The sequence below is a fragment of the Ureibacillus endophyticus genome (assembly GCF_024159215.1).
Classification (GTDB): domain Bacteria; phylum Bacillota; class Bacilli; order Bacillales_A; family Planococcaceae; genus Ureibacillus; species Ureibacillus endophyticus.
The window spans coordinates 1,201,207-1,224,745 of record NZ_JAMYWW010000001.1 but is presented as its reverse complement, the minus strand read 5'-3'; the positions used below and the strand labels follow the sequence as shown (position 1 = coordinate 1,224,745).

Annotated in this window: 24 protein-coding genes; 4 read left to right on the top strand and 20 right to left on the bottom strand. The window is 35.1% G+C overall.

Going from position 1 to position 23,539, the window contains the following annotated elements; translation table 11 throughout:
* Window positions 1-59: 59 nt before the first annotated feature.
* The 14 genes from mtrB to prsW all read right to left on the bottom strand — a co-directional run bounded on the left by mtrB (window position 60) and on the right by prsW (window position 12,819).
* A complete protein-coding gene (mtrB, locus tag NKR20_RS05975; RefSeq protein WP_121214733.1) occupies window positions 60-281 on the bottom strand; it encodes a trp RNA-binding attenuation protein MtrB in 222 nt (73 codons plus the stop codon).
* Window positions 282-339: 58 nt separating this feature from the next.
* Complete coding sequence (gene folE, locus NKR20_RS05970; protein WP_121214734.1) at window positions 340-909, bottom strand: GTP cyclohydrolase I FolE; 570 nt, start codon at window positions 907-909, stop codon at window positions 340-342.
* Between the two features lie 238 nt (window positions 910-1,147).
* Window positions 1,148-1,420, bottom strand: coding sequence for an HU family DNA-binding protein (locus NKR20_RS05965; RefSeq protein ID WP_053994313.1), 273 nt, complete (start codon window positions 1,418-1,420; stop codon window positions 1,148-1,150).
* Window positions 1,421-1,624: 204 nt separating this feature from the next.
* On the bottom strand, window positions 1,625-3,103 hold the full coding sequence (spoIVA, locus tag NKR20_RS05960; protein ID WP_121214735.1) for a stage IV sporulation protein A: 1,479 nt from the start codon (window positions 3,101-3,103) through the stop codon (window positions 1,625-1,627).
* Window positions 3,104-3,341: 238 nt separating this feature from the next.
* Window positions 3,342-4,061: a hypothetical protein gene (locus NKR20_RS05955; RefSeq protein ID WP_253424438.1), complete on the bottom strand. Its 720-nt coding sequence runs from the start codon at window positions 4,059-4,061 to the stop codon at window positions 3,342-3,344.
* 20 nt (window positions 4,062-4,081) lie between these two features.
* A complete protein-coding gene (locus NKR20_RS05950) occupies window positions 4,082-4,321 on the bottom strand; it encodes a DUF2768 domain-containing protein (RefSeq protein WP_253424436.1) in 240 nt (79 codons plus the stop codon).
* Window positions 4,322-4,418: 97 nt separating this feature from the next.
* Window positions 4,419-5,432 carry an NAD(P)H-dependent glycerol-3-phosphate dehydrogenase gene (locus NKR20_RS05945; protein WP_253424433.1) on the bottom strand — a complete coding sequence of 338 codons (1,014 nt, stop codon included), beginning with the start codon at window positions 5,430-5,432 and terminating at the stop codon, window positions 4,419-4,421.
* 21 nt (window positions 5,433-5,453) lie between these two features.
* Complete coding sequence (gene der, locus NKR20_RS05940) at window positions 5,454-6,764, bottom strand: ribosome biogenesis GTPase Der (RefSeq protein WP_121214739.1); 1,311 nt, start codon at window positions 6,762-6,764, stop codon at window positions 5,454-5,456.
* A gap of 301 nt (window positions 6,765-7,065) precedes the next feature.
* On the bottom strand, window positions 7,066-8,211 hold the full coding sequence (gene rpsA, locus NKR20_RS05935; protein ID WP_121214740.1) for a 30S ribosomal protein S1: 1,146 nt from the start codon (window positions 8,209-8,211) through the stop codon (window positions 7,066-7,068).
* A 112-nt stretch (window positions 8,212-8,323) separates the two neighbouring features.
* Window positions 8,324-8,998 (bottom strand): (d)CMP kinase, encoded by a 675-nt coding sequence (gene cmk / locus NKR20_RS05930; protein WP_121214741.1) that lies wholly within the window; start codon window positions 8,996-8,998, stop codon window positions 8,324-8,326.
* Between the two features lie 173 nt (window positions 8,999-9,171).
* Window positions 9,172-9,828, bottom strand: a complete 657-nt coding sequence (locus tag NKR20_RS05925) for a flagellar brake protein (RefSeq protein WP_253424430.1) — start codon at window positions 9,826-9,828, stop codon at window positions 9,172-9,174.
* A gap of 83 nt (window positions 9,829-9,911) precedes the next feature.
* Window positions 9,912-11,201: a PepSY1/2 domain-containing protein gene (locus tag NKR20_RS05920; protein ID WP_121214743.1), complete on the bottom strand. Its 1,290-nt coding sequence runs from the start codon at window positions 11,199-11,201 to the stop codon at window positions 9,912-9,914.
* 12 nt (window positions 11,202-11,213) lie between these two features.
* Window positions 11,214-12,008, bottom strand: coding sequence for a spore cortex-lytic enzyme (sleB, locus tag NKR20_RS05915; protein ID WP_121214744.1), 795 nt, complete (start codon window positions 12,006-12,008; stop codon window positions 11,214-11,216).
* A gap of 136 nt (window positions 12,009-12,144) precedes the next feature.
* A complete protein-coding gene (gene prsW / locus NKR20_RS05910; protein ID WP_121214745.1) occupies window positions 12,145-12,819 on the bottom strand; it encodes a glutamic-type intramembrane protease PrsW in 675 nt (224 codons plus the stop codon).
* A gap of 86 nt (window positions 12,820-12,905) precedes the next feature.
* Here prsW and NKR20_RS05905 point away from each other — a divergent pair, with 86 nt between their 5' ends.
* Window positions 12,906-13,874 (top strand): asparaginase, encoded by a 969-nt coding sequence (locus tag NKR20_RS05905; protein WP_121214746.1) that lies wholly within the window; start codon window positions 12,906-12,908, stop codon window positions 13,872-13,874.
* Window positions 13,875-14,066: 192 nt separating this feature from the next.
* Here the strand turns inward: NKR20_RS05905 and NKR20_RS05900 are convergent, their stop codons facing one another.
* The 5 genes from NKR20_RS05900 to NKR20_RS05880 form a co-directional block, all read right to left on the bottom strand.
* Window positions 14,067-15,035, bottom strand: coding sequence for a YpdA family putative bacillithiol disulfide reductase (locus NKR20_RS05900; protein ID WP_121214747.1), 969 nt, complete (start codon window positions 15,033-15,035; stop codon window positions 14,067-14,069).
* A gap of 76 nt (window positions 15,036-15,111) precedes the next feature.
* Window positions 15,112-15,789: a metallophosphoesterase gene (locus tag NKR20_RS05895; protein WP_253424427.1), complete on the bottom strand. Its 678-nt coding sequence runs from the start codon at window positions 15,787-15,789 to the stop codon at window positions 15,112-15,114.
* A 203-nt stretch (window positions 15,790-15,992) separates the two neighbouring features.
* Window positions 15,993-16,730, bottom strand: a complete 738-nt coding sequence (locus NKR20_RS05890; RefSeq protein ID WP_253424424.1) for a LysM peptidoglycan-binding domain-containing protein — start codon at window positions 16,728-16,730, stop codon at window positions 15,993-15,995.
* A gap of 190 nt (window positions 16,731-16,920) precedes the next feature.
* Window positions 16,921-18,363 carry a RecQ family ATP-dependent DNA helicase gene (locus tag NKR20_RS05885; RefSeq protein WP_253424421.1) on the bottom strand — a complete coding sequence of 481 codons (1,443 nt, stop codon included), beginning with the start codon at window positions 18,361-18,363 and terminating at the stop codon, window positions 16,921-16,923.
* Complete coding sequence (locus NKR20_RS05880) at window positions 18,353-19,387, bottom strand: YpbB family protein (RefSeq protein ID WP_253424418.1); 1,035 nt, start codon at window positions 19,385-19,387, stop codon at window positions 18,353-18,355. Before NKR20_RS05880 ends, NKR20_RS05885 begins: the two co-directional genes overlap by 11 nt.
* Before the next feature lie 104 nt (window positions 19,388-19,491).
* Between NKR20_RS05880 and NKR20_RS05875 the strand changes: the two genes are divergently transcribed.
* Entirely contained in the window at window positions 19,492-19,740 is a 249-nt protein-coding gene (locus NKR20_RS05875; protein ID WP_121214752.1) for a ferredoxin, read from the top strand.
* 101 nt (window positions 19,741-19,841) lie between these two features.
* On the opposite strand, the gene NKR20_RS05870 is transcribed toward NKR20_RS05875, so the two are convergent.
* Window positions 19,842-20,810, bottom strand: a complete 969-nt coding sequence (locus tag NKR20_RS05870; protein ID WP_253424415.1) for a nuclease-related domain-containing protein — start codon at window positions 20,808-20,810, stop codon at window positions 19,842-19,844.
* Between the two features lie 341 nt (window positions 20,811-21,151).
* Between NKR20_RS05870 and NKR20_RS05865 the strand changes: the two genes are divergently transcribed.
* Window positions 21,152-21,928 carry an enoyl-ACP reductase FabI gene (locus NKR20_RS05865; protein WP_253424412.1) on the top strand — a complete coding sequence of 259 codons (777 nt, stop codon included), beginning with the start codon at window positions 21,152-21,154 and terminating at the stop codon, window positions 21,926-21,928.
* 232 nt (window positions 21,929-22,160) lie between these two features.
* Window positions 22,161-23,486: an IS3 family transposase gene (locus NKR20_RS05860; RefSeq protein WP_253423370.1), complete on the top strand. Its 1,326-nt coding sequence runs from the start codon at window positions 22,161-22,163 to the stop codon at window positions 23,484-23,486.
* The last annotated feature ends 53 nt before the right edge of the window (window positions 23,487-23,539 follow it).

Here is a 23,539-nt window from a genome sequence, read left to right as displayed (position 1 = left end):
CATTCTACTTTAAGTGCAATTGAACAGTACAATTGCATCAAAACTTGGTCATAAAATAATTATTTTTTCGAACCACTTTCTACAATACCGTGAGCCGAAATAATTTTAGCTTTTCCTCGAATTTTCATTGCTGAAGTATGCTCTGTAAATTGTGCTATCATGACTTCGCCAGCATCTAATTTTTCAGAGTGATGGAATTTCGTATCTGTTCCTCTAGTTAAACCGATAACGTGAACGCCATCCTCTTCAGCTTCGATAATAATATAATCAGGATTTGTCATATTCTTTTCTCCTCATTAAATATATTCTTGTACATCATAACATAATCAAAAGCTAGTTTTAAGACATTTGAATAAATGAAATCACTTCGCGTCGTAAAACATCGTCTGTTTCGTAAACACCACGCGCCGCAGATGTTACTGTTTTAGAACCAGGTTTTTTTAATCCGCGCATTGTCATACACATGTGTTCTGCTTCTACAACAACATACACACCATATGGATCTAACATTTCCATAATTGAATCTGCAACCGTTGCTGTGATACGTTCTTGAAGTTGTGGTCTACGTGCAACGGATTCAAGGCATCTTCCAAGCTTACTTAAACCAGCTACTTTTCCTTCCTTAGGTAGATAAGCAACATGGGCTTTACCGTAAAAAGGGACTAAATGATGTTCACACATTGAATAAAATGGGATATCTTTTACTAGTACTAATTCATCATGATTTTCATTAAATACTGTGCTGAAATATTCTCTTGGATCTTCGTTTAAGCCACTAAACATTTCCTCATACATTTTTGCCACGCGTGATGGTGTATCTAATAATCCTTCACGATTAACATCTTCTCCAACAGCTTCTAAAATCATTTTTACAGCTTCTTCTATTTTATTTAAATCGACATTCGACATTAATATATCCTCCTAAACCTATGATGCAATGATCGTCAAAATGAATCGTAGCATATCCCTTCTATATTCGCAAAAAGGGGTTATTAAGTTAATAGAAAAATTCAAATCAATTGTTATGTAAATAATTTGTTCTGATGACTATGTATTTATTATGTAAGTCCTAAATCTAATAACATTTAAAAAGAGCAGTCATCATGCTTGTCCATGACGACTGCCCTATGTAACTGCGAATACTGAATTATTTTACAGCATCTTTAAGAGCTTTACCTGGTTTAAAAGCAGGTACTTTACTTGCAGCTATCTCGATCTCTTCACCTGATTGTGGATTACGTCCTTTACGAGCTGCACGTTCACGTACCTCGAAGTTACCAAAACCGATTAATTGTACTTTGTCACCCTTTGCAAGAGCATCTTGAATTGTATCAAATACAGCTTCAACTGCTTTAGAAGCGTCTTTCTTAGAAAGACCTGCAGCTTCAGCAACAGAGTTTACTAATTCTGTTTTATTCACACCATTCACCTCCTCTCAAAGGGTAGAAGCTAAATCATGTAAAAAGAGTAACATATAGAAATCCTTGGTGCAACTGTATTTGTCCATGTTTTTCGCTATAAAAATGTATTTTTTCATACAAAAAACAAATAACAGGACTTTTCACCCGAAAAATGAAAAGTTCCTGTTATTAGATTAACCTAAAATTTGTTAATTTATACAATTTTAGATAATGAAAGTTACTAAACCACGTTCACCTTCATTAACCATTCTTTCGATCGTTTGACGCATTCTTTTCTTCGCATTAAGAGGTACAGCATTCATTTTATAACGAATCCCTTCTTTTAGTACCTCATGCAAAGTTGTACCAAAGAGTTGCGTTTGCCATAGTTGCTCACGATCATGTTTATAAGCATATTGTAAATCTTTTAATAACTGTTGGCTATAAAACTCTGTACCTATTAATGGAGCAAACTCTGTTTCCATATCCACACGAATAATGTGGTAGGACGGTGCCGATGCTTTCATTCGAACACCATAGAAGTTGTTTTGTTTAATAATTTCTGGCTCACTTGGTTCGAACTCTTCCATAGTCGGTAGAGTAACACCATAGCCATGCTCACTAGCTTCCTCAATAGCCTCACGGAAACGTTTATGCGCTTGTTTTGCTTCAGCTGCTTCTTTAATGAATAACAGCCAGTCTTTTTTCGTGTCAATCGGAGAGTCAAGCCATTCATTACACACCGCTTTATAAATTTCTGGTTTTAATGTAACGCGGACAGTGGCAACACCAAGACCAGCATCTACTCGCTCGATTTCACTTTCTTCAACAAAATCAATTTCACGAAGCTCGTTTGCTGCTTGGGAAACGTCTCGTATTTTTGTTACTGAATTTAATACATTACTTACAGCATCTGTTAAAGTTAAGTTTAATGGATGTGTAGAATCTAACACATCAAGCCAATCTGGTTTTTCAACTTCAATGTCTTCAATCGGGAATTCATAAAGTGCCTCTTGAAGAATGTATTCCATATCCTTCGCATTCATTTGATCAACTGCTACTGGAATAACTGGTACATTGTATTTTTCTAGCAACTGGTTGCGCAATGCTTGTGTATTACTATGGCTTGGCATTTGACAGTTTAATACAATGACAAACGGTTTTCCAATTTCCTTTAATTGATCCACAATCTGTTCCTCTGCCACTTCAGCAGCTACGCGATGAATACCATTTACAGTACCATCTGTTGTTACAACGATTCCGATGTTCGCATGATCACGAATTACTTTATCAGTTCCAATCTTTGCAGCTTCTTGGAATGGAATCGCTTCATTATGCCAAGGTGTGTGAACATATTTTGGACCATTTTCATCTTCATACCCTTTAACCCCATCGATAATATACCCAACACAATCTGCGAAACGAATGCGGAAAGGAATTTCACTTTCCCCAATTGTAATTTCAGTTCCTTGTGCAGGAACAAATTTAGGTTCAGCTGTCATTATAACAGGACCAGGTGAACTTTGTGGCAGCTCGTCCAGTGCTCTTTTGCGGTCTTCTTCACTTGTGATGTTCGGGAGTACAATTGACTCCATCATTTTCTTCACTAACGTAGACTTACCCACCCTCACAGGCCCTACAACACCAATGTATACATCCCCATTCGTACGCTCTGCTATTTGATGAAAGATTTCTTCGCCTATTGTAGCTCCTCCTTTACGTAATTAAGTTTATGTGTGTAAATCATCAAATATGAAATGCCAATGGACAAAAACTAAGTAGTAAATAATAAGATTTCTCTTAATGTATATGTGTCTCTAACAATAATAAGACTAAGAGAAAAATTTTTTCTTTTAAAAAGGGAGAGACTCATCTTGAGTTTTACGGATTGGACAGTAAAAAAAGCGCCTCTACCTTAGTAGAAAACGCTTTAGTTCATGTTTATTTTTTAGTAGGTTCATACATAAAAACAGGTTCATTATTTTCATCGACAGTATAAGGTAATGAATAAGCAGGAAGAACCGGATAAGCCTCAACTAATAGATTTCGAATATCTTCACCTGGCTTAGGCGTTAAGTTATTGTCCATAATAAATTGATTTAAATCCATTGAATAGTCTACATATACTTTACCGGCCGTAGTCACGATTAACGGAAGTTGATTGTTTGAATATGGACTTGGTACCGTTACATCTTCTTTATAACCAACTTTTTTAAAATCAATTGTATAGATATAATTTGTAATTGGTTCTTTATAAGTCGGGTATGTTGTTGTTGTAAAACGTATATTTAAATCACGAATCGTTTCCGCCAAACGTAAATCTACTAATTTTACAGTTGGATTATTCTCAGCATCCCAAATAACATATTGGAATATTCCACCTTTTTCGTAAGAATTCGTTGGTGGTTTTGCCATATATTTCGGAACTAATTTTGAGAAATCGATTGGGTACTTAATATAAATATCCGTATCCATATCTCTGTCTTGAATCGGTAATACACCTGTATCAGCTTGGTATTTTTCAACTGCGCTTTGAACGTCAGCTAATTGGTCTTCATATGGAATGTTTGCCCCAGCCTTTTCTTCTTCCGGGTACATACACGCTGAAAGTAATACAGAAGCAACGATGAGCATTAAAAACATGCTCCATTTTCTACTCATAGATATTCCACCTCTTTTTATTAATTTGGCCATGTAAGAACAACGAGTAGCATTAAAATTGTTCCTACTGAAAATAAGCCAAACGCAAAAAGTCTAATAATAAATGATAATACTCCACTATTCACCCATTTCCGCGCTGCTGTAACGATTAACACGGATATTAACATGGCACCAATGGAATAAAAGGAAACCCACATCACATCAAGGGCATGCATACTTGCAAGTGGTCCTCTTGCTGAAGCAAGCATTAAATAATCCATTGACGAAAACCACCTTTCGATAAACTTTATGTATTCAAAAAATTAGTATCAAAATAATAGGAGGTACAATCTTGCATACCTCCACAATTATCACTTGTTATTGTAAATCGTTTATTTCACGTTTTTTCGTGCGAATCATTAACTCGTCCACTGCGATTTTTGGCTCTTTATCATTAAATAACACGTCATAGAGAGCAGTAGTAATCGGCATAGGAACTTGATACTCTTGAGAAAGCTGATAAGCGGCCTTGGTTGTTCTTACGCCTTCAACTACCATTCCCATTTGATCAAGCACTTGCTCTAATTTCATCCCTTTACCAAGCATGTTTCCAGCACGCCAGTTTCGGGAATGAACACTTGTACATGTAACAATTAAATCGCCCATTCCAGTTAAACCTGAAAATGTAAAAGGATTACCACCCATTTTTACACCTAAACGAGTGATTTCAGCTAAACCACGTGTAATGAGGGCTGCTTTTGCATTATCACCGTAATTTAACCCATCTGAAATCCCAGCAGCTAATGCAATAACATTCTTTAATGCACCGCCAAGTTCCACTCCCACAACATCATCCGTTGTATAAACACGGAAATATTGGTTCATAAATAAATCTTGAACTTTTTCAGCAGCAGATAAATTTTTACTTGCTGCTGTGATGGTTGTCGGGTGATGTAAAACTACTTCCTCGGCATGACTTGGGCCTGATAAAACCACAATTTCTTCAATGACATCAGCCGATAGTGACTCTTGCAACATTTCCGAAATACGCATTAATGAATTTGGTTCAATCCCTTTAGAGACATGAACAAATAAAACTTTTTTATTTAGAAACGTCATCATCTTTTCACAAACTTCACGGATTGCTTTTGTCGGTACAGCGACTACCACAACATCACTATGGTCAATCGCTTTTTCTAAGTGACTTGTTGCAACTAAATTGTTAGGAAGGTTTGTTTCTGGCAAGTATTTTTGGTTTGTATGGTGTTCATTAATTTCAACTGCTTGTTCTTCTCGATGTGTCCATAAAAGCGTATGATGTCCATTTTCAGCTAAAACAATGGCAAGAGCAGTTCCCCAAGAACCAGCACCTAACACCGTTACATTTTCCATTTCAATTCCCCCTTCATTTCGTTACTCACGAGCACGTGCGATTAAACGAATTGGCGTACCTTCAAAGTCAAACGTTTCGCGGATACGATTTTCTAAGAAACGTTCGTAAGAGAAATGCATTAATTCAGGGTCATTTACAAATGTAACGAATGTTGGTGGCTTTACAGCTACTTGTGTTGTGTAGTAAATACGTAAACGACGACCTTTATCAGCTGGAGCTGGATTACGTGCAACTGCATCTTCAATGACTTCATTTAAAATAGAAGATTGAATACGCATTGCGTGGTTTTCACTTACACGTTGTACGATATCTAAAATTTGATGTACACGTTGTTTCGTTTTTGCCGAAACAAAAATAATCGGCGCATAGTGTAAGAATAAGAAATGTTCACGGATTTGTTGTGTATAATGATTCATTGTTTTTTCATCTTTTTCTACTGCATCCCATTTATTTACAACAATGATTACCGCTTTACCTGCTTCATGGGCATATCCAGCAATTTTCTTATCTTGTTCTTGAATACCTTCTTCACCATTTAAAACAACTAACACAACATCGGAGCGTTCAATTGCTCTTAATGCACGTAAAACAGAATATTTTTCTGTAGATTCGTACACCTTCCCCTTTTTACGCATACCCGCTGTATCAATAATCACATATTCTTGTCCATTATATGAATACGGTGTATCAATCGCATCGCGAGTAGTACCTGCTACGTCACTTACGATAACGCGTTCTTGTCCTAAAAAGGCATTTACAAGGGATGATTTCCCTACATTTGGACGGCCGATTAAACTAAATTTGATTGTATCGTCCGGATATTGTTCTTCGTCTTCTTTCGGGAAATGTTTCGCACATTCATCAAGTAAATCCCCTAGTCCTAAACCGTGGGACCCTGAAATTGGGAAAGGTTCTCCAAACCCAAGGGAATAGAAATCATACATCAATTCTCTCATATCAGGGTTATCAATTTTATTTACAGCTAGGACAACAGGTTTTTTCGTTTTATATAAAATTTTAGCAACCTGTTCATCTGCTAACGTTACACCTTCACGACCATTTGTCATAAAAATAATGACATCTGCTTCATCGATTGCAATTTCTGCTTGCTGGCGAATTTGATCTAAAAATGGCTCATCACCAATTTCAATCCCGCCTGTATCAATAATGTTAAATTCATGGGTTAACCAATCTGCCGAACTGTAGATGCGGTCACGTGTTACACCTGGAATATCTTCCACGATTGATACGCGTTCTCCAACAATACGATTAAATATTGTTGATTTTCCAACGTTCGGACGACCTACGATGGCGATTACTGGTTTTGTCATCTGTACTTCATCCTTCCAAATTCTTATCTTTTGTATTATACACGAAATTATTGCCAATATCATTTTTTCACATTTATTTGGATATATAAACGTGGCAATATTAAGTCATTTCATATTAGGTATACTATTGGTTTCTATGAATCTTGAATCGAACATTCAGAAGGACTGGATTGTGACTTGGAGGAAATTCATTGATTAAGAGGGATCTGTAGAGCGACAATTTCAATAAAAATAAAAAACTGTAGCCAACTAGAATACGTCAACTACAGCCCCGTAATGAACTTCATTACGTGTTTAAATATTATTTTTCAGAAAAACGTTTTAATTGATCTCCAATAACATCGCTAAATGAAAAACCTGTTGTTTCTTCTGGAAGTTCGTAATCAATTACTTCTTCTTTTGCAGGATTTTCTTGAAGATCTTTAATACTTAAAGAAAGTCGTTTCTCATTCGCATTTACATCTAATACTTTTACCTCAACTTCTTGACCTTCTTTTAATACTTCATGAGGTGTATTGATATGTTTATGTGAAATTTGAGAAATATGAACTAATCCTTCAACACCTGGGAATACTTCAACAAAAGCACCAAATGATACTAGTCGCTTAATTGTACCAGTTAATACAGAACCTTTTGATACTTTGTCTTCAACATTCGCCCAAGGTCCAGGTAATGTATCTTTAATTGATAAAGAAATTCGTTCGTTAGCTGGATCAACAGATAATACTTTCACTTTTACAGGTTGCCCTTCTGAAAGTACAGTACTTACATCAGTCACATGTTCATGGGAAACTTGCGAGATGTGTACTAATCCATCAATGCCACCGATATCTACGAAAGCTCCAAATGGTACTAAACGTTGAACTGTACCATCAAGAACGTCTCCTGCCTTAATATTTTCAATTACTTGTTTCTTTTTAGAAGCTTTTTGTTCTTCTAAAACAGCACGGTGAGAAAGAATTAATCTACCTTTTTCTTTATCAAGTTCAGTAATTTTAAATGTTAATGTTTTGCCTTTATAATCTTCGAAGTCCTCTACAAAATAATCTTCTACTAGTGATGCAGGAACGAAGCCACGTACGCCTAAATCAACAACTAGGCCACCTTTCACAACATCTTTTACTTCCGCTTCAAAAATTTCACCTGATGCAAACTGTGCCTCGAGTTTATCCCAAGCTTTTAATGCATCCACTTTGCGTTTAGATAAGACAAAGTTTTCTTCTTCCACTTTAGTAATCATTAACTCTAACTTGTCACCAACTGATACTACATCAGAAGCTTTTTCGATATGCAAGCTTGAAAGTTCGCTTATCGGCACAATACCATCAAAAGGTGCACCTTCAATAGATACGGTTACTGCTTTATCATCTACTTGTGCAGCAACACCTTTCACAATATCTCCTTCACGAAATTCTTGGTTTGATCCTAAGTTCATTTCTTCAGACATATGTAACCCTCCTTCGCATCTTCCAATTTCTATTTTATTCGAAATTGTTTATAAAAACAAAAATTTTCCTCTGATATAAACAAATATATAACTATTTCCTATAAAAGTAAGTCTATCCCATAATTTCATTTGCAAGTTTTAAAATTTCATTAGCAGCTTCTTCTATATTTAAATGAGTTGTATCAAGATAGATTGCGTCTTCAGCTTGAATTAAAGGAGAGGCTTCTCTTTCACTATCCAGTTTATCTCGTTTTGCAATTTCTTCTTTTAAACTTTCAATCGATGAAGGAATCCCTCGTTTTTCATTATCAATGAAGCGTCTTTTCGCACGTTCTTCTACAGATGCAGACATAAAAATTTTCAATTCAGCGTCTTTCAAAACGTGGGTACCAATGTCTCGTCCATCCATGACAATTCCTCCATTAGCTGCTAACTCTTGTTGCTTAGCTACAAGGATTTCACGGATAATTGGATGTGCTGCCACTTCACTAACATTTGCAGTTACTTCATTCGAACGAATTTGTTGAGAAACATCCTCCCCATCTAAAAAGACAAGTTGTCCATTTGGAGATGGCTTTAATACAATTGAAGTATTCATTAACATTTTTTCTAAAGATTTTTCATCACTTAATCCTATGTTTTCTTTCATTGCTTTATACGTTACTGCTCGATACATTGCCCCTGTATCGATATAAGTAAAGCCTAATTCTTCAGCAACAATTTTGGCAATTGTACTTTTCCCAGCCCCAGCAGGACCATCGATTGCAATTTGAATTTTTTTAGCCATAAAATCCCTACTTTCCTACAACATTGTACCATAATGGGAAGATTTTTTGATTTACGTAGCTCCGACCGGAAGTAATAAATTTTCTTTCTCTATGCTTTCCCATTCGTTTACGGAAATCGTATCTTTCTTGTCTACAAAAAAAGCCACTATTATGAAAATAGGGCTTTTTAAATTCATATTTTTTGCGCTTCTACTCGACGCATTGCAAGTTGGCGTTCAAAGCAAAAACGAACAATATATTGCTTGTCTATATCGTCTGTATCAGTGAATTGAAGTGAGGCTAATGTTTGATTATTTTTTTCAAAAATTCGTATAACATTTGCATCTGTTTTTACATATTTTATATCCCCATTGTTATATGGAAGGACAATGGTTGTATGGATTCGCTCACCAGCTTCAAAGGGTGGAGCAGATGTTAATTTAAGAGCCATACCACCTGCACTAATATCTTCTGTAACATATTGATAGAAGATATTATTGTATTCGACAGCAACATCAGCAGCAGTACGTATGCGAACATATTGACGGCGTTGCATTTTTTCAAATTCCTCAACGGGAGGACACAAAAGCATGATTGTAGGAATGTGCCATTTTCTTCTTCCTATCACTTCAGTATTAAATGCATAGCTAACTTTATCTTCCGTTGTAAATGTCGCTCGGAATTGGGCACCATCCACTAAAAAAGCGGTTTTATTTGTAATTGTATTAACTGGATAATCAATATAAATTACATTGTCAACCTGTTCGACAACCCTACAGCGTAACTTATCAACATCTTTGTCTGTGTTAGTCGCTTCTAAGATTAATGAAGTCCCGATTTTTAGTTTCATATTCCTCGCCTCGCACAATAAGATAATATAATTATTGCACGAAACGAGTGATTTTTCTAGGAGGTTCTAGGTTTTTTTCAAAATTATGGCATATATTCAACTTTGATTACATCGTGGTTATCTGTATCCACTACTACTCTAAATGTTTCATTTAATTTATTGTCGAAACGTGCAATTACCTCATAGCATTTTCTTAATTGGAATGCATCGTTTTCTGTATAAATCAATCTTTCTTCTTCAACAATTGTACCTGGACGGAAGAACGTCTCCCAATCGATAGGGTTTACTGGTTGGCTTTCATCAACAGTTTCCTTCTGAACGTATTCCATTGCATTAAAGCCAAGCAGCTCACCACTGTCTTTAGATACCTTTAATTGAACACCATCAGGATATACTAGGGCTTTATCTTTCCCTACTACTCTTGCTAAAGAGATATGCCATGCTTCATGGTTTTCACGCATTTCTACTAGTTGTAAATCTTTATAACCTGCTCTACCTAAAAACTGATATACTCGATCCTTAATTTGTTGTTGAGTAATTCCCGTATGCTCTTGAACAGGTCGCTCAGATAAGAAGGATAATATGTGCCCCCCCTTTACAGTAATATCTGCATACCCAATTCTACTTCCTTTTACAAATTGAATATGATAGAACGGGTATGGAGCAGTCTCTTTACTCTTTGTAACTGTATACGTAGCATCTTTAATTCCAGGGATAAGCAACTCTAACTTATCAATTGCTTGTTCCTTCGTTAATTCTTTATCTGTTAAGTTTTGTAACTCTTGTTTCTTTTTCCAATCCGATTCACTAGCTGTTAAAGGAAAATCTGTTTCTGTGTAGGATTTTAAATTTGCAGAAACATTTTTAAATGGTGATTCCTTTGTTTCTTGTGTAGCAACGGAAGCCCATTTTTTAAAATCTCCATCATTTTCATAAAATCTAGTCGTTGCCACTGTCCATTCATCAGACAATGCTTTTAAATTCTCATTTATTTTACCCATTTTTTTATGCCATTCTTCAAAATCACCATTGTCTGCAACATACTTTGCTTCTTCTCCAATATTTCCAACATACCGTAACCAATCGTTCGCTACTTCTGTACTTAAAGGTAAACTACTAATCGATGAACGAAACTCATTACTCATTCTCCAAATATTATCGAGTTGAGCCTCTAATGCTACTTGGTCTTGGAAAAGTAAAGATTGAGATATTGCTTCTTGAAGGTTCGTTAATCTTTCCGATGCATTTGTAAGAGCATTTGTATATTGTGCATGTACTGTTTGTTGTAAGTTGGTATTTTCTTGCCTTACTTCATAAGAGTACAAACCTAAAGCTAAAACTGCGATGGATAGTAAGTATATTGCGCTTTTCATGTTCTCCCTCCTTTAATAGCAGAATATATGATCACCGATTTGTTTAATTTGTGGTCTAGACCAAATCCATTTACTTGTTGCTGTTTGAGGATTGAAATAATAGAGAGCATTTTCAGTTGGATCCCACCCATTCATTGCATCCAATACAGCTTGTTTTGCACGTTCATTTGGCGTCAACCAAATCTGACCATCTGCTACTGCAGTGAAGGCACCTGGTTGGAAGATGATATCTGAAATTGTATTTGGGAAATCAGGCGATTCAAGTCGATTTAGAATAACTGCGGCTACTGCAACTTGACCTTCATATGGTTCACCACGCGCTTCACCATAAACTGCATTTGCCATTAGTTGAAGGTCTCGTTCAGAATACTTAACTGGTAACTGCATATCCGAACTTTTGGATTGACCGCTACCGCCACCTCCACCTTTTACTTGTTGAGAAAGTGGTGTTCCACCATAGTGAGTAAATTGATTTCCTCTATCAATTTGTTGTTTTACCCAATCTTCATGATACTCAGTAGAATTCACTAAATTCTTTTTCGTTGAACTACCAACTACACCATCTATATCAAGACCAAATTCTTTTTGGAAATTACGGACGGCCCAGTAAGTACCATAACCAAAAATCCCATCAATTCTCCCATTGTAATACCCTAACCACTGTAACCTCGCCTGTAATTCAATTACATCATCTCCAAATGATCCTCGTTCAATAAGTTGACTTGAAAATGCACTTGTTTCGCTTGGTTTCACAATAGCAAAAGTACCAAGTGTTAAAATGATTGTCATAAAGATACTTCTTACCATTTATTTCACTCCTTTCTCATAGCATGTAAAATTCAAAAACTTTTATACGTTTTTAATTTAGAGAGACTTCCTAAAATTCAAGAAAAAAAACAACTTTTATTTTCTTCACGATAAATAGTGAAGAAATAAAAGTTGTTTATTGATATTTTTGTTCATATAAATGTTGCACTAAATGTTGGTGGGCTAATTTCACTTTCCGTAGTGCTAACCACCATAAATAAAACATAAATGGAGCTATTAAATAAACCCAATATCCTTCAAATCTTAAAATGGAATTATACGTAACATGTAATATAAGCGGAGCAAAAATAGATAAGAATAAATATTCCCGTTCTTTATCATTTTTTGCAAACTTACTCTTACCAAAATAATAGCCCATCACAACACCAAATAGTGCGTGGCTAGATACCGGTAAGATTGCTCTTAAAATTGCTGTATCAATACCGAAAGATAATAAATATAATACATTTTCAACTGTTGCAAATCCTAAAGAAACACTTGCCCCATAGAGTATTCCGTCATAGGGGTCATCAAATTCAATATGCCGAAAGATTACTAACAAGATAACAAGCCATTTAAAGAACTCTTCTAACCCGCTAGATACGAGTACTTCGGTTAAATAACGGTTTGTAATTGTTGCCTCTTCTTTTAACACATATTGAATAAACATAATCGGGAACGTAATGAGCGCACCAAATAAAAATGCTTGAAATAATGTTTTTCTCGGCTCTGTTGCCATTTGGTTACGTAAATAAAAGTAGCTAAATAATGCTAATCCTGGAGCAACAGCAGCAGAAAAGAGTAAAATCAATTTGAATACGCTCCTTTCGTTAGAGATTAATGATATTATAACATTAATTACCTTATAAATTGATTGTTTAAGGAGAAATTATAGCGATGAAACATATATTATTGCTTCATACAGGTGGCACCATCTCAATGAATTTAAATGACCAAACCGGAGCAGTACTCCCGAATGAGAGAAATGCCATCCTCGGAATTAGTAATGACCTTTCAAAATTGGCGAAAATTACGGAAAAAGAAATATTCAATTTACCATCCCCTCATATTACGCCTAAGGAAATGTTAATATTACGTAACGAAATCGTTGAGTTTGTAAAGCAACATGAAGTGGATGGAATTGTCATTACCCATGGTACAGATACTTTAGAAGAAACTGCCTATTTTTTAGATTTAACGACTCGTTTTGACTTTCCTATTGTATTAACGGGAGCTATGCGCTCTTCGAATGAATTAGGAGCAGACGGGGTCTACAATTTAGTTGAGGCAGTCCGAGTGGCAATCCATCCAGATGCGAGGGAAAAAGGCGTGCTGGTTGTAATGAATGATGAGGTGCATCAGGCATTTAATTGTACAAAAACATCGACCTCATCGGTAAATACTTTCCAAAGTCCGCAATACGGGCCTATTGGATTAATCACAAAGAAAATGGTCCATTTCCATCAAACACCAATAAGAAGAAGATACGTTGAAGTTCAATCTATTGAAAAACGTGTAGCGTTATTAAAAGCATATGCTGGGATGGAAGGCGATTTAGTCGAATCCATTTTACATTGTAACTATGATGGCGTAGTGATAGAAGGATTAGGTCAAGGAAACATCCCTCCAGATGTTGTACCAGCGATTAAAAAGTTGTTGGATGCGGGATTACCTGTCATCTTTGTTTCCCGTTGTTTTAATGGAATTGCAGAAGGTGTATATGGCTATGTCGGCGGTGGGAAAAGTTTAGAAGATTTAGGTGTTATTTTTGCAACAGGAATTAGTGGCCAAAAAGCACGACTTAAATTATTAATTGGCTTAAATCAACAAAATGAAAGTTTAGATTTAAAAGAGTTTTTTAATTGATGTTGAAGAAAAATCGGCACGTTGAGGCGTGTCGATTTTTTGTTAGGATGCTTGGATAGAGTGATTTTATAGTGCAAACTTCTTGGAATTGATGAAAGCCAAAATCTGCTTGAATGTGATTCTAGTGACCTTCATAGACTTGATAATAAAAAGAGATAACCCCATACCTGAGATTATCTCCATATACAACCATTATTTCATTTTCTTTAAAATATCTGCGGCGATGAATCCACCATGGAATTTCCCATTCTCAATAAAAATTTCATTGGCATTGTTTCCTGCTGCTAGGACACCTGCAATATATAAATTTTCTACATTAGTTTCCATTGTTTCCAGATCATATGTTGGTCTTCCCGTTTCTTCATCAATGTTTACACCCATAGCACGGATAAAACCATGATCTGGATGGTAACCTGTCATCGCAAAAACAAAGTCATTTTTAATAGTGGATTCTTCACCGTTTATTTCAACAACCACTTCTTTTTCACGAATTTCTTTCACATGGGAATTAAAATGCATCGTGATTTCTTCATTACGTACAAGGGCTACAAACTCTGGTAGAATCCATGGTTTGATGCTTGGAGAATACTCACTACCACGATAAACAACTGTTACGCGCGCTCCAGCTTTATTTAACTCAAGGGCTGCATCAACTGCTGAATTCTTGCCACCAATTACTAATACATCAGTATCAAAGAAAGGATGTGCCTCTTTAAAATAATGATATACTTTTGGTAAATCTTCACCAGGAATATTCATATAGTTTGGTTGATCATAATAACCAGTTGCCACAATCACGTACGGCGTTGAATAAATTGCTTTATCAGTTTGAACTTCAAATGCTCCATCCTGTTTTTTTACAACGGATTCTACCTTTTCAAAACGATTTACTTGGATATTTTTCATTTTTACAACTTCTCGATAATAAACAAGCGCTTGGTTTCTTCTAGGTTTACGTTCTTCGATAATAAATGGTACATCACCAATCGCTAATTTTTCACTAGTACTAAAAAAGGTTTGATGTGTTGGATAATTGTAAAGGGCATTCACAACATTCCCCTTTTCAATAACGATAGGTTTTAGACCAATATTTTGTAGTTCAATTGCAGCAGAAAGACCACATGGACCTCCACCAACAATAATTGCATCTACAGTTTGCATATATAATTACATCTCCTTAAAAACGACTACACAAAATCAATTATACAGCTAGATAATAGGAAATTGGCTTTTTTCACTACATAATATTTAAGTCAATTATGTGACACTGGGGTTTTGCACCAAGTCTTAATGGTATCATTGTTGTTCCATACCCATTACTAATTAAAGTGGCCACACCTTTTTCTATTTTGAAAGACCCAGGCTGATGCATTCCAAAGGGACCAAATCGAATTTGCCCTCCATGAAAATGACCACCCAACTTCAACTTAATATTTTCTTCTTGTTTTACTTTCACAAATTGTTCTGGATTATGGGAAATAAATATAACAAGCTCGTCATTTGAACATTTTTTTAAAGCGTCATGAATCCGTACATTTCTTGATGAAGTATCATCAACCGCGCTTAGCCAACAACGATTTGTAATATTAGGGAGCTTTACCGCATCATTTTCAATAATTTGGACTTCCTTTTCATCAAAAATTTGGCGTAAAGTTTCCTCCCCAACTTCACGATCGTTATTTCCCCACACAAAAAAAACTGGCCCCAACGTTTTAAGTAATTCAATATTTTCTTTTATCCGAGTAATGGGTGTACGTTTATCGGCAAAATCGCCTCCAACAATGACTGCATCAATCTTTTTGTTAATGCTTTTAATCATCTTACTGTTAATTTTTCGTACATGTATATCTGATATAAAAAAAAGTGTGACTTGTTCTTCCTTACCGGATGATAATTGAAGTTCATGATACAACACATGATTTTCGAACGCTTGCTTGAACATGTATAAAAGGAATCCTAAGCAAACGACAAGAAATAAAAGTAGAACAATCATAAATTTCCTCCGTTCCAAAACAAAAAGACGAGGCTTTTTGAATAACCTTCGTCTTCAACCGGTTCATTCACACAAACGAATGAAATCATTGTAATTTATTTTATGTTTAAAAGAAAATATTTACACTATTCCGGAATAATTAATGTTTGTCCTACTGAAATGCTATCTGAACCTAACCCATTGGCAGCCTTAATTTTCTCAACACCACTTGGATCGTTATAATATTTCAGCGCGATTCTAAATAGATTTTCATTAGATTGAACCGTATGTACTCTTTGCTGAGACGCTTTTTGCTGTTCCTGTTGTTTTTGCTTTTCAAGTTCTTTTTGTTTTTCAATCTCTTTTTGTTTTTCAATCTCTTTTTGTTTTTCAATCTCTTTTTGTTTTGCTAACTCTTTTTGCTTCGCTAATTCTTTCTCTTTCGCTAACGCTTTTTGTTTTTCTTGTTCAGCTTTTTTAGCTGCCTCAAGTTCTGCTTGTTTTGCATCTTCAGTTTTAGCATTTTCTTTTTCTTTATCAGTTTGTTTTTTGCTTTCTTCTTTATCTTCATTCTCTTCAATGGCTGGCTTTTTATCTTCCTTACCACCCGAAGCGAGTGAATCATTCTTTTGAACCTCAACGATAGAACCGCCATTATCAACTTTGGCAACTTCCTGTTCACCTGGTTTATAAAGGAAAGTAACATAAACTAATACCATCACTGGGATAACAATAAATATAAATAATAGAATAGACATTAATGGGTTTTTACGTTTTTTCTTTTTTACTTTCCGGCGTGTACGAGACATTCTTGAGTTTTTCTCTTCAATTTCGATTAATTGACGATGTTCTTCAATTTTTTCTCGATAATCTTCCTTACTCACAAATACCACCTCCAACAATCTAAGCCCGCAAAAACAAACAGTAAAAATTCTCAAACCCGAATTGTATCAATAATATTCGTGTAAATAGTAACTTCTTATATAATTATGACGAAATTTCATGAAAAAGTAAATGATGGTAATTGATATTTTAATAGATTTTTGTCGACAATTCATGAAAACTAAACAAAGTTTATGATTTTTTTGTTAATAAATTTGTAATTCTTTCTTGCCAAGTCATAGAAAAAGAAGATAGATTTTTTTCTTCTTTTGCTATTAATAACTGTGCTAAATCAAGACCACAATTGATACAACATTGCTCTGGCTTGTCATTTAAAGTTTGTCCAAAATAGTGAACTAACGTTTCTCTCATACAAGTATCTGAAGTTATAAGTTTCATCACTTCTTCAACTTTTTGCATCTTTTCAATCTTCATATTTTGAAAAATTGTTTTTACTTCGTTTGGAGTTTTTTGTTCCATCCAATAATTTAACACTCGGAATGCTGTCTCTGAAATTTCTCCTTGTTTTAGCATTTGTGTAGCATCTTGGCCATTTCTCTGATACTCCTCAAAAATATCAACATGTTGTTCCAGTGGCAAATCATCTATTCCTACAAATTTCGCAAGCTCTTCATCATGTTCTGAATAAAGTAAAATTGCAACGGCATCATTCCCATCACGACCGGCTCGTCCAATTTCTTGCATATAATTGGCCATATTACTTGGAATTGATTCGTGGATGATTTGCCTTACATCTTGTTTATGTATCCCCATCCCAAAAGCATTCGTTGCAACTATCCAATCCAATGTTCCTTCAATAAATTGTTGCTGGATAAATTGTCTATCTAAAAGGTCCATTCCCCCATGATAACTTGCAGCTGAAATACCATTTTGCAATAATGTTTCACTTATACTATGTGTTTTTGAACGAGATTGAGTATAGATAATCCCTGGTCCCGCAGTATTGGACACATGTTGAAATAACCATTCCAATTTCTCTTCCCGATTCGAAAAAGACATTTTACTGAGATGAATATTCGGTCGGTCTACAGAATGTATGTATTTAAACGGTTCTTTCATATTTAAATATAGCTCAATATCTTCTAACACTTTATTTGTAGCAGTTGCAGTTAAAGCAAGTATTGGTGATCTTGAGGTTCCGAACATTTCTCCAATCCTTAAATAATCTGGTCGAAAATCAAATCCCCATTGTGATATGCAATGGGCTTCATCCACTACTATTAGAGACAATTCTATACGATTTAATTTTTGTTGCACTTGCCTTTGAGCAAGCATTTCAGGGGAAATAAAAATAAATCGGTACTGCTCTAGCCCATTAATTACCCGATTTTTTTCTTCCTTATTTAAAAATGAGTTAAGTGCAATTACTCTCTTTTCTCCAAATAATTTCATTTGGTCCACTTGATCTTGCATCAATGATAATAGAGGAGAAATTACGAGTACGGTCTTTTTTAGTACATACCCTGGTAATTGGTAGCATAATGATTTTCCCATTCCAGTAGGCAATAAGGCGATTACGTCTTTTCCGTTAAAGATTTGTTCTATCACTTCTTTTTGTCCAGATCTGAAAGAGGAATAACCAAATCGTTGTTGTAATATGGATTCAAGTTGCACTAGTCGTATCCCCCCTTGCAAGCACTAATCTAATTTGAAAGTAAGATAGATTTGGCAAAATTTCACGCAATACTTTCAACTTTCTTGTATCATAATCTTCTACTGCTGTTAATACTTGCTCCATTTCTTCATTAGAAATAAATTGGTTAATTGAAAAATGTGGATCATTCATTGCTAATTCCACAATATGGTCTTCTATCGTACTCATTTTTAATCTTCGGTATTGGCTAATATTCTCTAGCGAGTGCCCTTCTTTGAAAAGTTGTGCTGTCTGAAAAGCAGAGTCACTTAAAGGAATATGAATCCGTATATCTTCGGCTATCTTATGTAATAATGGAAAGTCTTTTTCATTCAATGTAATAATATTTAACCAAGTATGTAAACAAGAAATATAAAGCAATTGGATATCCATCTCATCTTTATTTTCGTAAATACTTAATTGCTGCCATGTGTAACCCGGGATTTTATAACCTGCAAAACGTTTTATTAAAACCTCTTTTGCAATTGGATCAGCCTCAGCTTCTTCAAGACTGATTAGTATTTCATTCAATAATTGCTGTTGAAGTGTCCCCCCTTGATATTCATTCGAAATAAGAAAATTTCTTACCCATTTTTGAACTTGTGGGTCTTTTTGTATTGGGATAAATGCCATCACACCCGCTTCTTTATGGGAAAGACTTTGAACAATTAATGAGAGCCGCGCAAAAAATAGATGTTCATTTCCTCGATAATGCCAGCCATCAAAGGGTAACAAGTTGTCACTGATAAAGTTATTTGCTAATGTATAATCGCCATTTTCAAAAACGGTAATAAAGCCCTGATCAATTAATTTATTAATCTCTTCATCATATTTTTGTCGAGATAGTTTCGGTAAAATACCAAAATATTGATGTAGGTGAAAAATTCCAACATCTTGAATTGTTTGACCTGAACGTTTACCACGCAGCAAATGGAATGGCGCTGAAATCGTCCGTTCTTCTTTTAATTTGTGGAAAATTTGCCAAATAATTTGTTGAAAAATCAATATCAAATCCTCCAATTTCGTAGTATTATGTTGAAAAGTAGTTTAAACAGATTTAGAATAAAAAAGAAGCTTTGATGTAGCAGGTCAAAAAAGGAGAGAAAGAAATGCCAAAATATACAATTGTTGATAAAGATACATGTATTGCTTGCGGCGCTTGTGGTGCAGCTGCCCCAGACATTTACGATTACGATGATGAAGGTATTGCCTTCGTTATTTTAGATGATAACATGGGAACAGCAGAAGTTCCAGAAGATCTATTAGAAGACATGCAAGACGCATTTGAAGGTTGCCCAACAGATTCTATCAAAGTATCTGATGAATCATTTGATGGCGATCCACTAAAATTTGAATAATGTATTTTTTAATTCCCCGTTCTTAAGTAACGGGGTTTTTATTTGCTTTTTCACATGAGTTATTTGCTTTTATGGTTGACTTATTTGCTTGTTAATTTAAGTTATTTACTTTTCTCCAAAATATCATTTGGTATAAGGTATTTTCTTCCTCGATTATTTCCGTACGATACTAAGTTCGCTCTTTTCAACAATTTATTAGCAGAATAAATGGACTCTATGCCAAAAAATTGACGCACCCTATTATTTGTAATCCACTCATCGAATAATAGACGATAATCATGAAGACTTTCAAAAATAGCATTTCTACTAGTAAAATTACATCGGTTACAACAAAAAACACCCCGTGTATATTTCATAGGAACACTTGAATTGCAATTTGAACAAATTGCTCCTTTTACTAGATTACTTTTCTCAAACTTGGGTAACAATTCAACATCACAATACATTTCAAGCAAAGTTTCTTTGAAGCTTACCAATTGCTCTAAAGTAATTCGGGGTTTAGGATATTTTAAGATTAATTTATTTACTTTTGAACGCAAGCCACTTACATGAAAAATCAAAGTATCCCTCGGTTTAACACCAATAATTGTTGCAGGATTAGCAATCACAATAGCTGTTTCAATTGGTATGCACAAATCCATTTTATTCATTATAGTTTTAATGAGTATTGTATGCCTTTCAATTTGATCAATTGGATTATAAAAACTCTCTATTGTATTATCTACTTGCGTACGAAGAAATTGATGTTTATCTTCATCAAATACAAGAGTACCACTAATATTTTTTATCTCTAATAACAAAATAAACTGACATGATAAAAATATCGTGTCAATCTGATGTGTGGTGCCATAATCATTTATCTTTTGATAACTATGTAATAAAAAATGTTTCAATTCTAATTGTATTTCCTTCCATTCTCTATCAACTCGAAGTTCGCCCTCATATCCATGTTTAGCAATTTTGTATTGTCTTAAATATTTTTCGTACACAGGATTATCTTGAGGTAGTCTTCTGAGTATAGATTCGAGTATAAGTAATTTCTTTGGATATTTTCTTTCTATCGAAATCATTTTTCCGCCTCCTTGAAAACACTGTACATAATTTCAAGGGAAATTTGCAAAATTAGAAAAATGAATTTCTACTTAAAAGTGCACCTTGAAAAATCTTATTTAAACTGATGAAGTATGATGTATTACCGAAATTTATTTGCCTGGATTCAATAACTATTTGCTCTTCCAGAAAGGTTATTTGCCTTTCCACAACAATTATTTGTCGTTCTACTCAAGTTATTTGCCAACCACCCAAAAAACAACTTTCGCAGTTTTCTATTAAGATTGATTTTTACAGGAATTACTGTTAAACTTTTGTTTAGTAGTTGGTACTAATAACTGATATAAAAGGGGCGAATGACATGGACATTTTACAATTAAAAGATAAAAACATTGTCGTAATGGGCGTTGCAAATGAACGTAGTATTGCTTGGGGAGTAGCAAAGCGTCTTTTAGAAGTAGGAGCAAACGTCATTTTCACATACCGAAAAGAACGTTCAAAAAGTAAAATTGAAAAAGTATTAGGAGATTATACAGAATATAAAACTGCTGTCGTCGAATGTGATGTAAATAGTGACGAAAGCATTCAACAAGCATTCTCACAAATTGGAGAACAATTTGGTGTCATTCACGGAATTGTACATTCCGTTGCTTTTGCCCACGCAGAAGATTTAAAAAATCGATTTGTTGAAACGACTCGTGAAGGTTATGCCTTTGCACAAGATACAAGTGCTTATTCTTTAGTAGCAGTTGCAAATGCAGCTCGTCCATACATGACAGAGGGCGGTTCGATTGTAACAATGAGTTACTTAGGTGCTGAACGCGTTCTTGAAGGTTATAACGTAATGGGTGTTGCCAAAGCTGCACTTGAAGCAGCTATGCGTTACTTAGCTTCTGATTTAGGTGCTGAGAATATTCGAGTTAATGCAATTTCTGCTGGTGCAATTCGTACATTAGCTGCAAAAGGTGTACCAAGCTTTAATACCATTCTTCGTCAAATCGAAGAAAATTCACCATTAAAACGCAACACAAACCAAGAAGAAGTTGCAGATATGACAATTGTTATGTTAAGTAGCCTATCTCGTGGTGTTACAGGTGAAACAATTTATGTAGATTGTGGTTACAATATTATGGGATAAAAAATGAAGGAGTTGTCTGAAAATTCATTTTGAGACAACTCCTTTGTGACGAGGATGGTGACAACCACCGCAGGAACAATAATTCATAAGAGATATTTATCAAGAAAGAAAAGAGGTGTCCAAAAATTAATATGGTACCTGTGGATAGGACACTTGAAAAAGAGTGTGCTATTCACAGGTATTTTTTATATACTAGACTTTCAAGAGGAATAAGGACGGACAGAAGACAGCGATGAGTAAACAATTATTTTCACCAGAACAGATTGAACAACTACAAAAGAATCCACATGTATTAAAGGTAAGCGAACGTACCATTACTTACGCAGATGCATTTAAAAGTAAATTTATAGATGAATATTTAGCAGGCAAAACACCTCGGCGAATTTTTGAGGAATACGGTTTTGATATTGAAGTAATAGGCATGAAACGTGTTGAACAAGCCTCCTCTCGTTGGAGAAAAGCGTATGAGAAAAATGGTTTAATTGGGCTAACCGATACACGTAAAACGAGTTCCGGAAGACCTATAAAGCGTGAATTAACGATGGCAGAAGTTCTCGGAAGACAAGCAGCACGTATTGAACTACTAGAAGGGCAAGTAGAGATGCTAAAAAAGCTCGAAGTGACAGAAAGGAGGCTGCTAAACACCAGTCAAAAATTAAGCACAAATAAGGTATTCCAACTGATTTCCGATACACTAGAGCAGTTTCCATTTAAACGAATGGTGACTTATTTTTGCGCACTTTTAAACGTCTCACGTTCTGGTTATTACAACTATTTAAAGACAAGTGAGACACGTGCAACGAAAGAGTTGAAGGATAGAGAAGCACGTGATTTGATCTTAAAAGCCTTCAATCGCCGTGGTTATAAGAAGGGGTCACGTTCAATTAAAATGACACTTGAACACGACTTTGGCATCGTGATGAATCGCAAGAAAATCCAACGTATTATGCGAAAGTATGGAATTGTCTGCCCTCACCGCAAAGCCAATCCGTATAAACAAATAGCGAAAGCAACAAAAGAACATCGTGTTGTGCCAAATAAGCTAGAGCGCCAATTTAAGCAAGGTGTACCAGGCAAAGTCCTATTAACAGACATTAGCTATATTCCCTATAACGGAACAATGGCTTATTTGTCGACCATTAAAGACGGGTCTACCAATGAAATTTTAGCTTATCATGTATCAGATCGTATTACGCTGGACCTCGCAACAAAAACTGTTGAGAAACTATTCCGCAATAAACGTGTAAAGCTCCATCCAGAAGCCTTCATCCATTCAGATCAAGGTGTTCATTATACAAGTCCAAAATTCCAAAAGCTTTTAAAGCACTATAAACTTGGTCAATCGATGTCACGTCGAGGCAACTGTTGGGATAACGCACCACAGGAATCCTTTTTCGGACACTTAAAAGACGAAGTTGATTTCAGCATGGTCAAAACACTGGATGAGTTACGCGCTAAAATCGATCACTACATGGTTTACTACAACAATTATCGTTATCAATGGAATCTAAAAAAGATGGCTCCTGTACAATACAGAAACCATCTCTTAATAGCTTAAACTCTTTTTTTAGTTTGTCCTTGACTTGGGTACCACATTAAATTATTACTTTT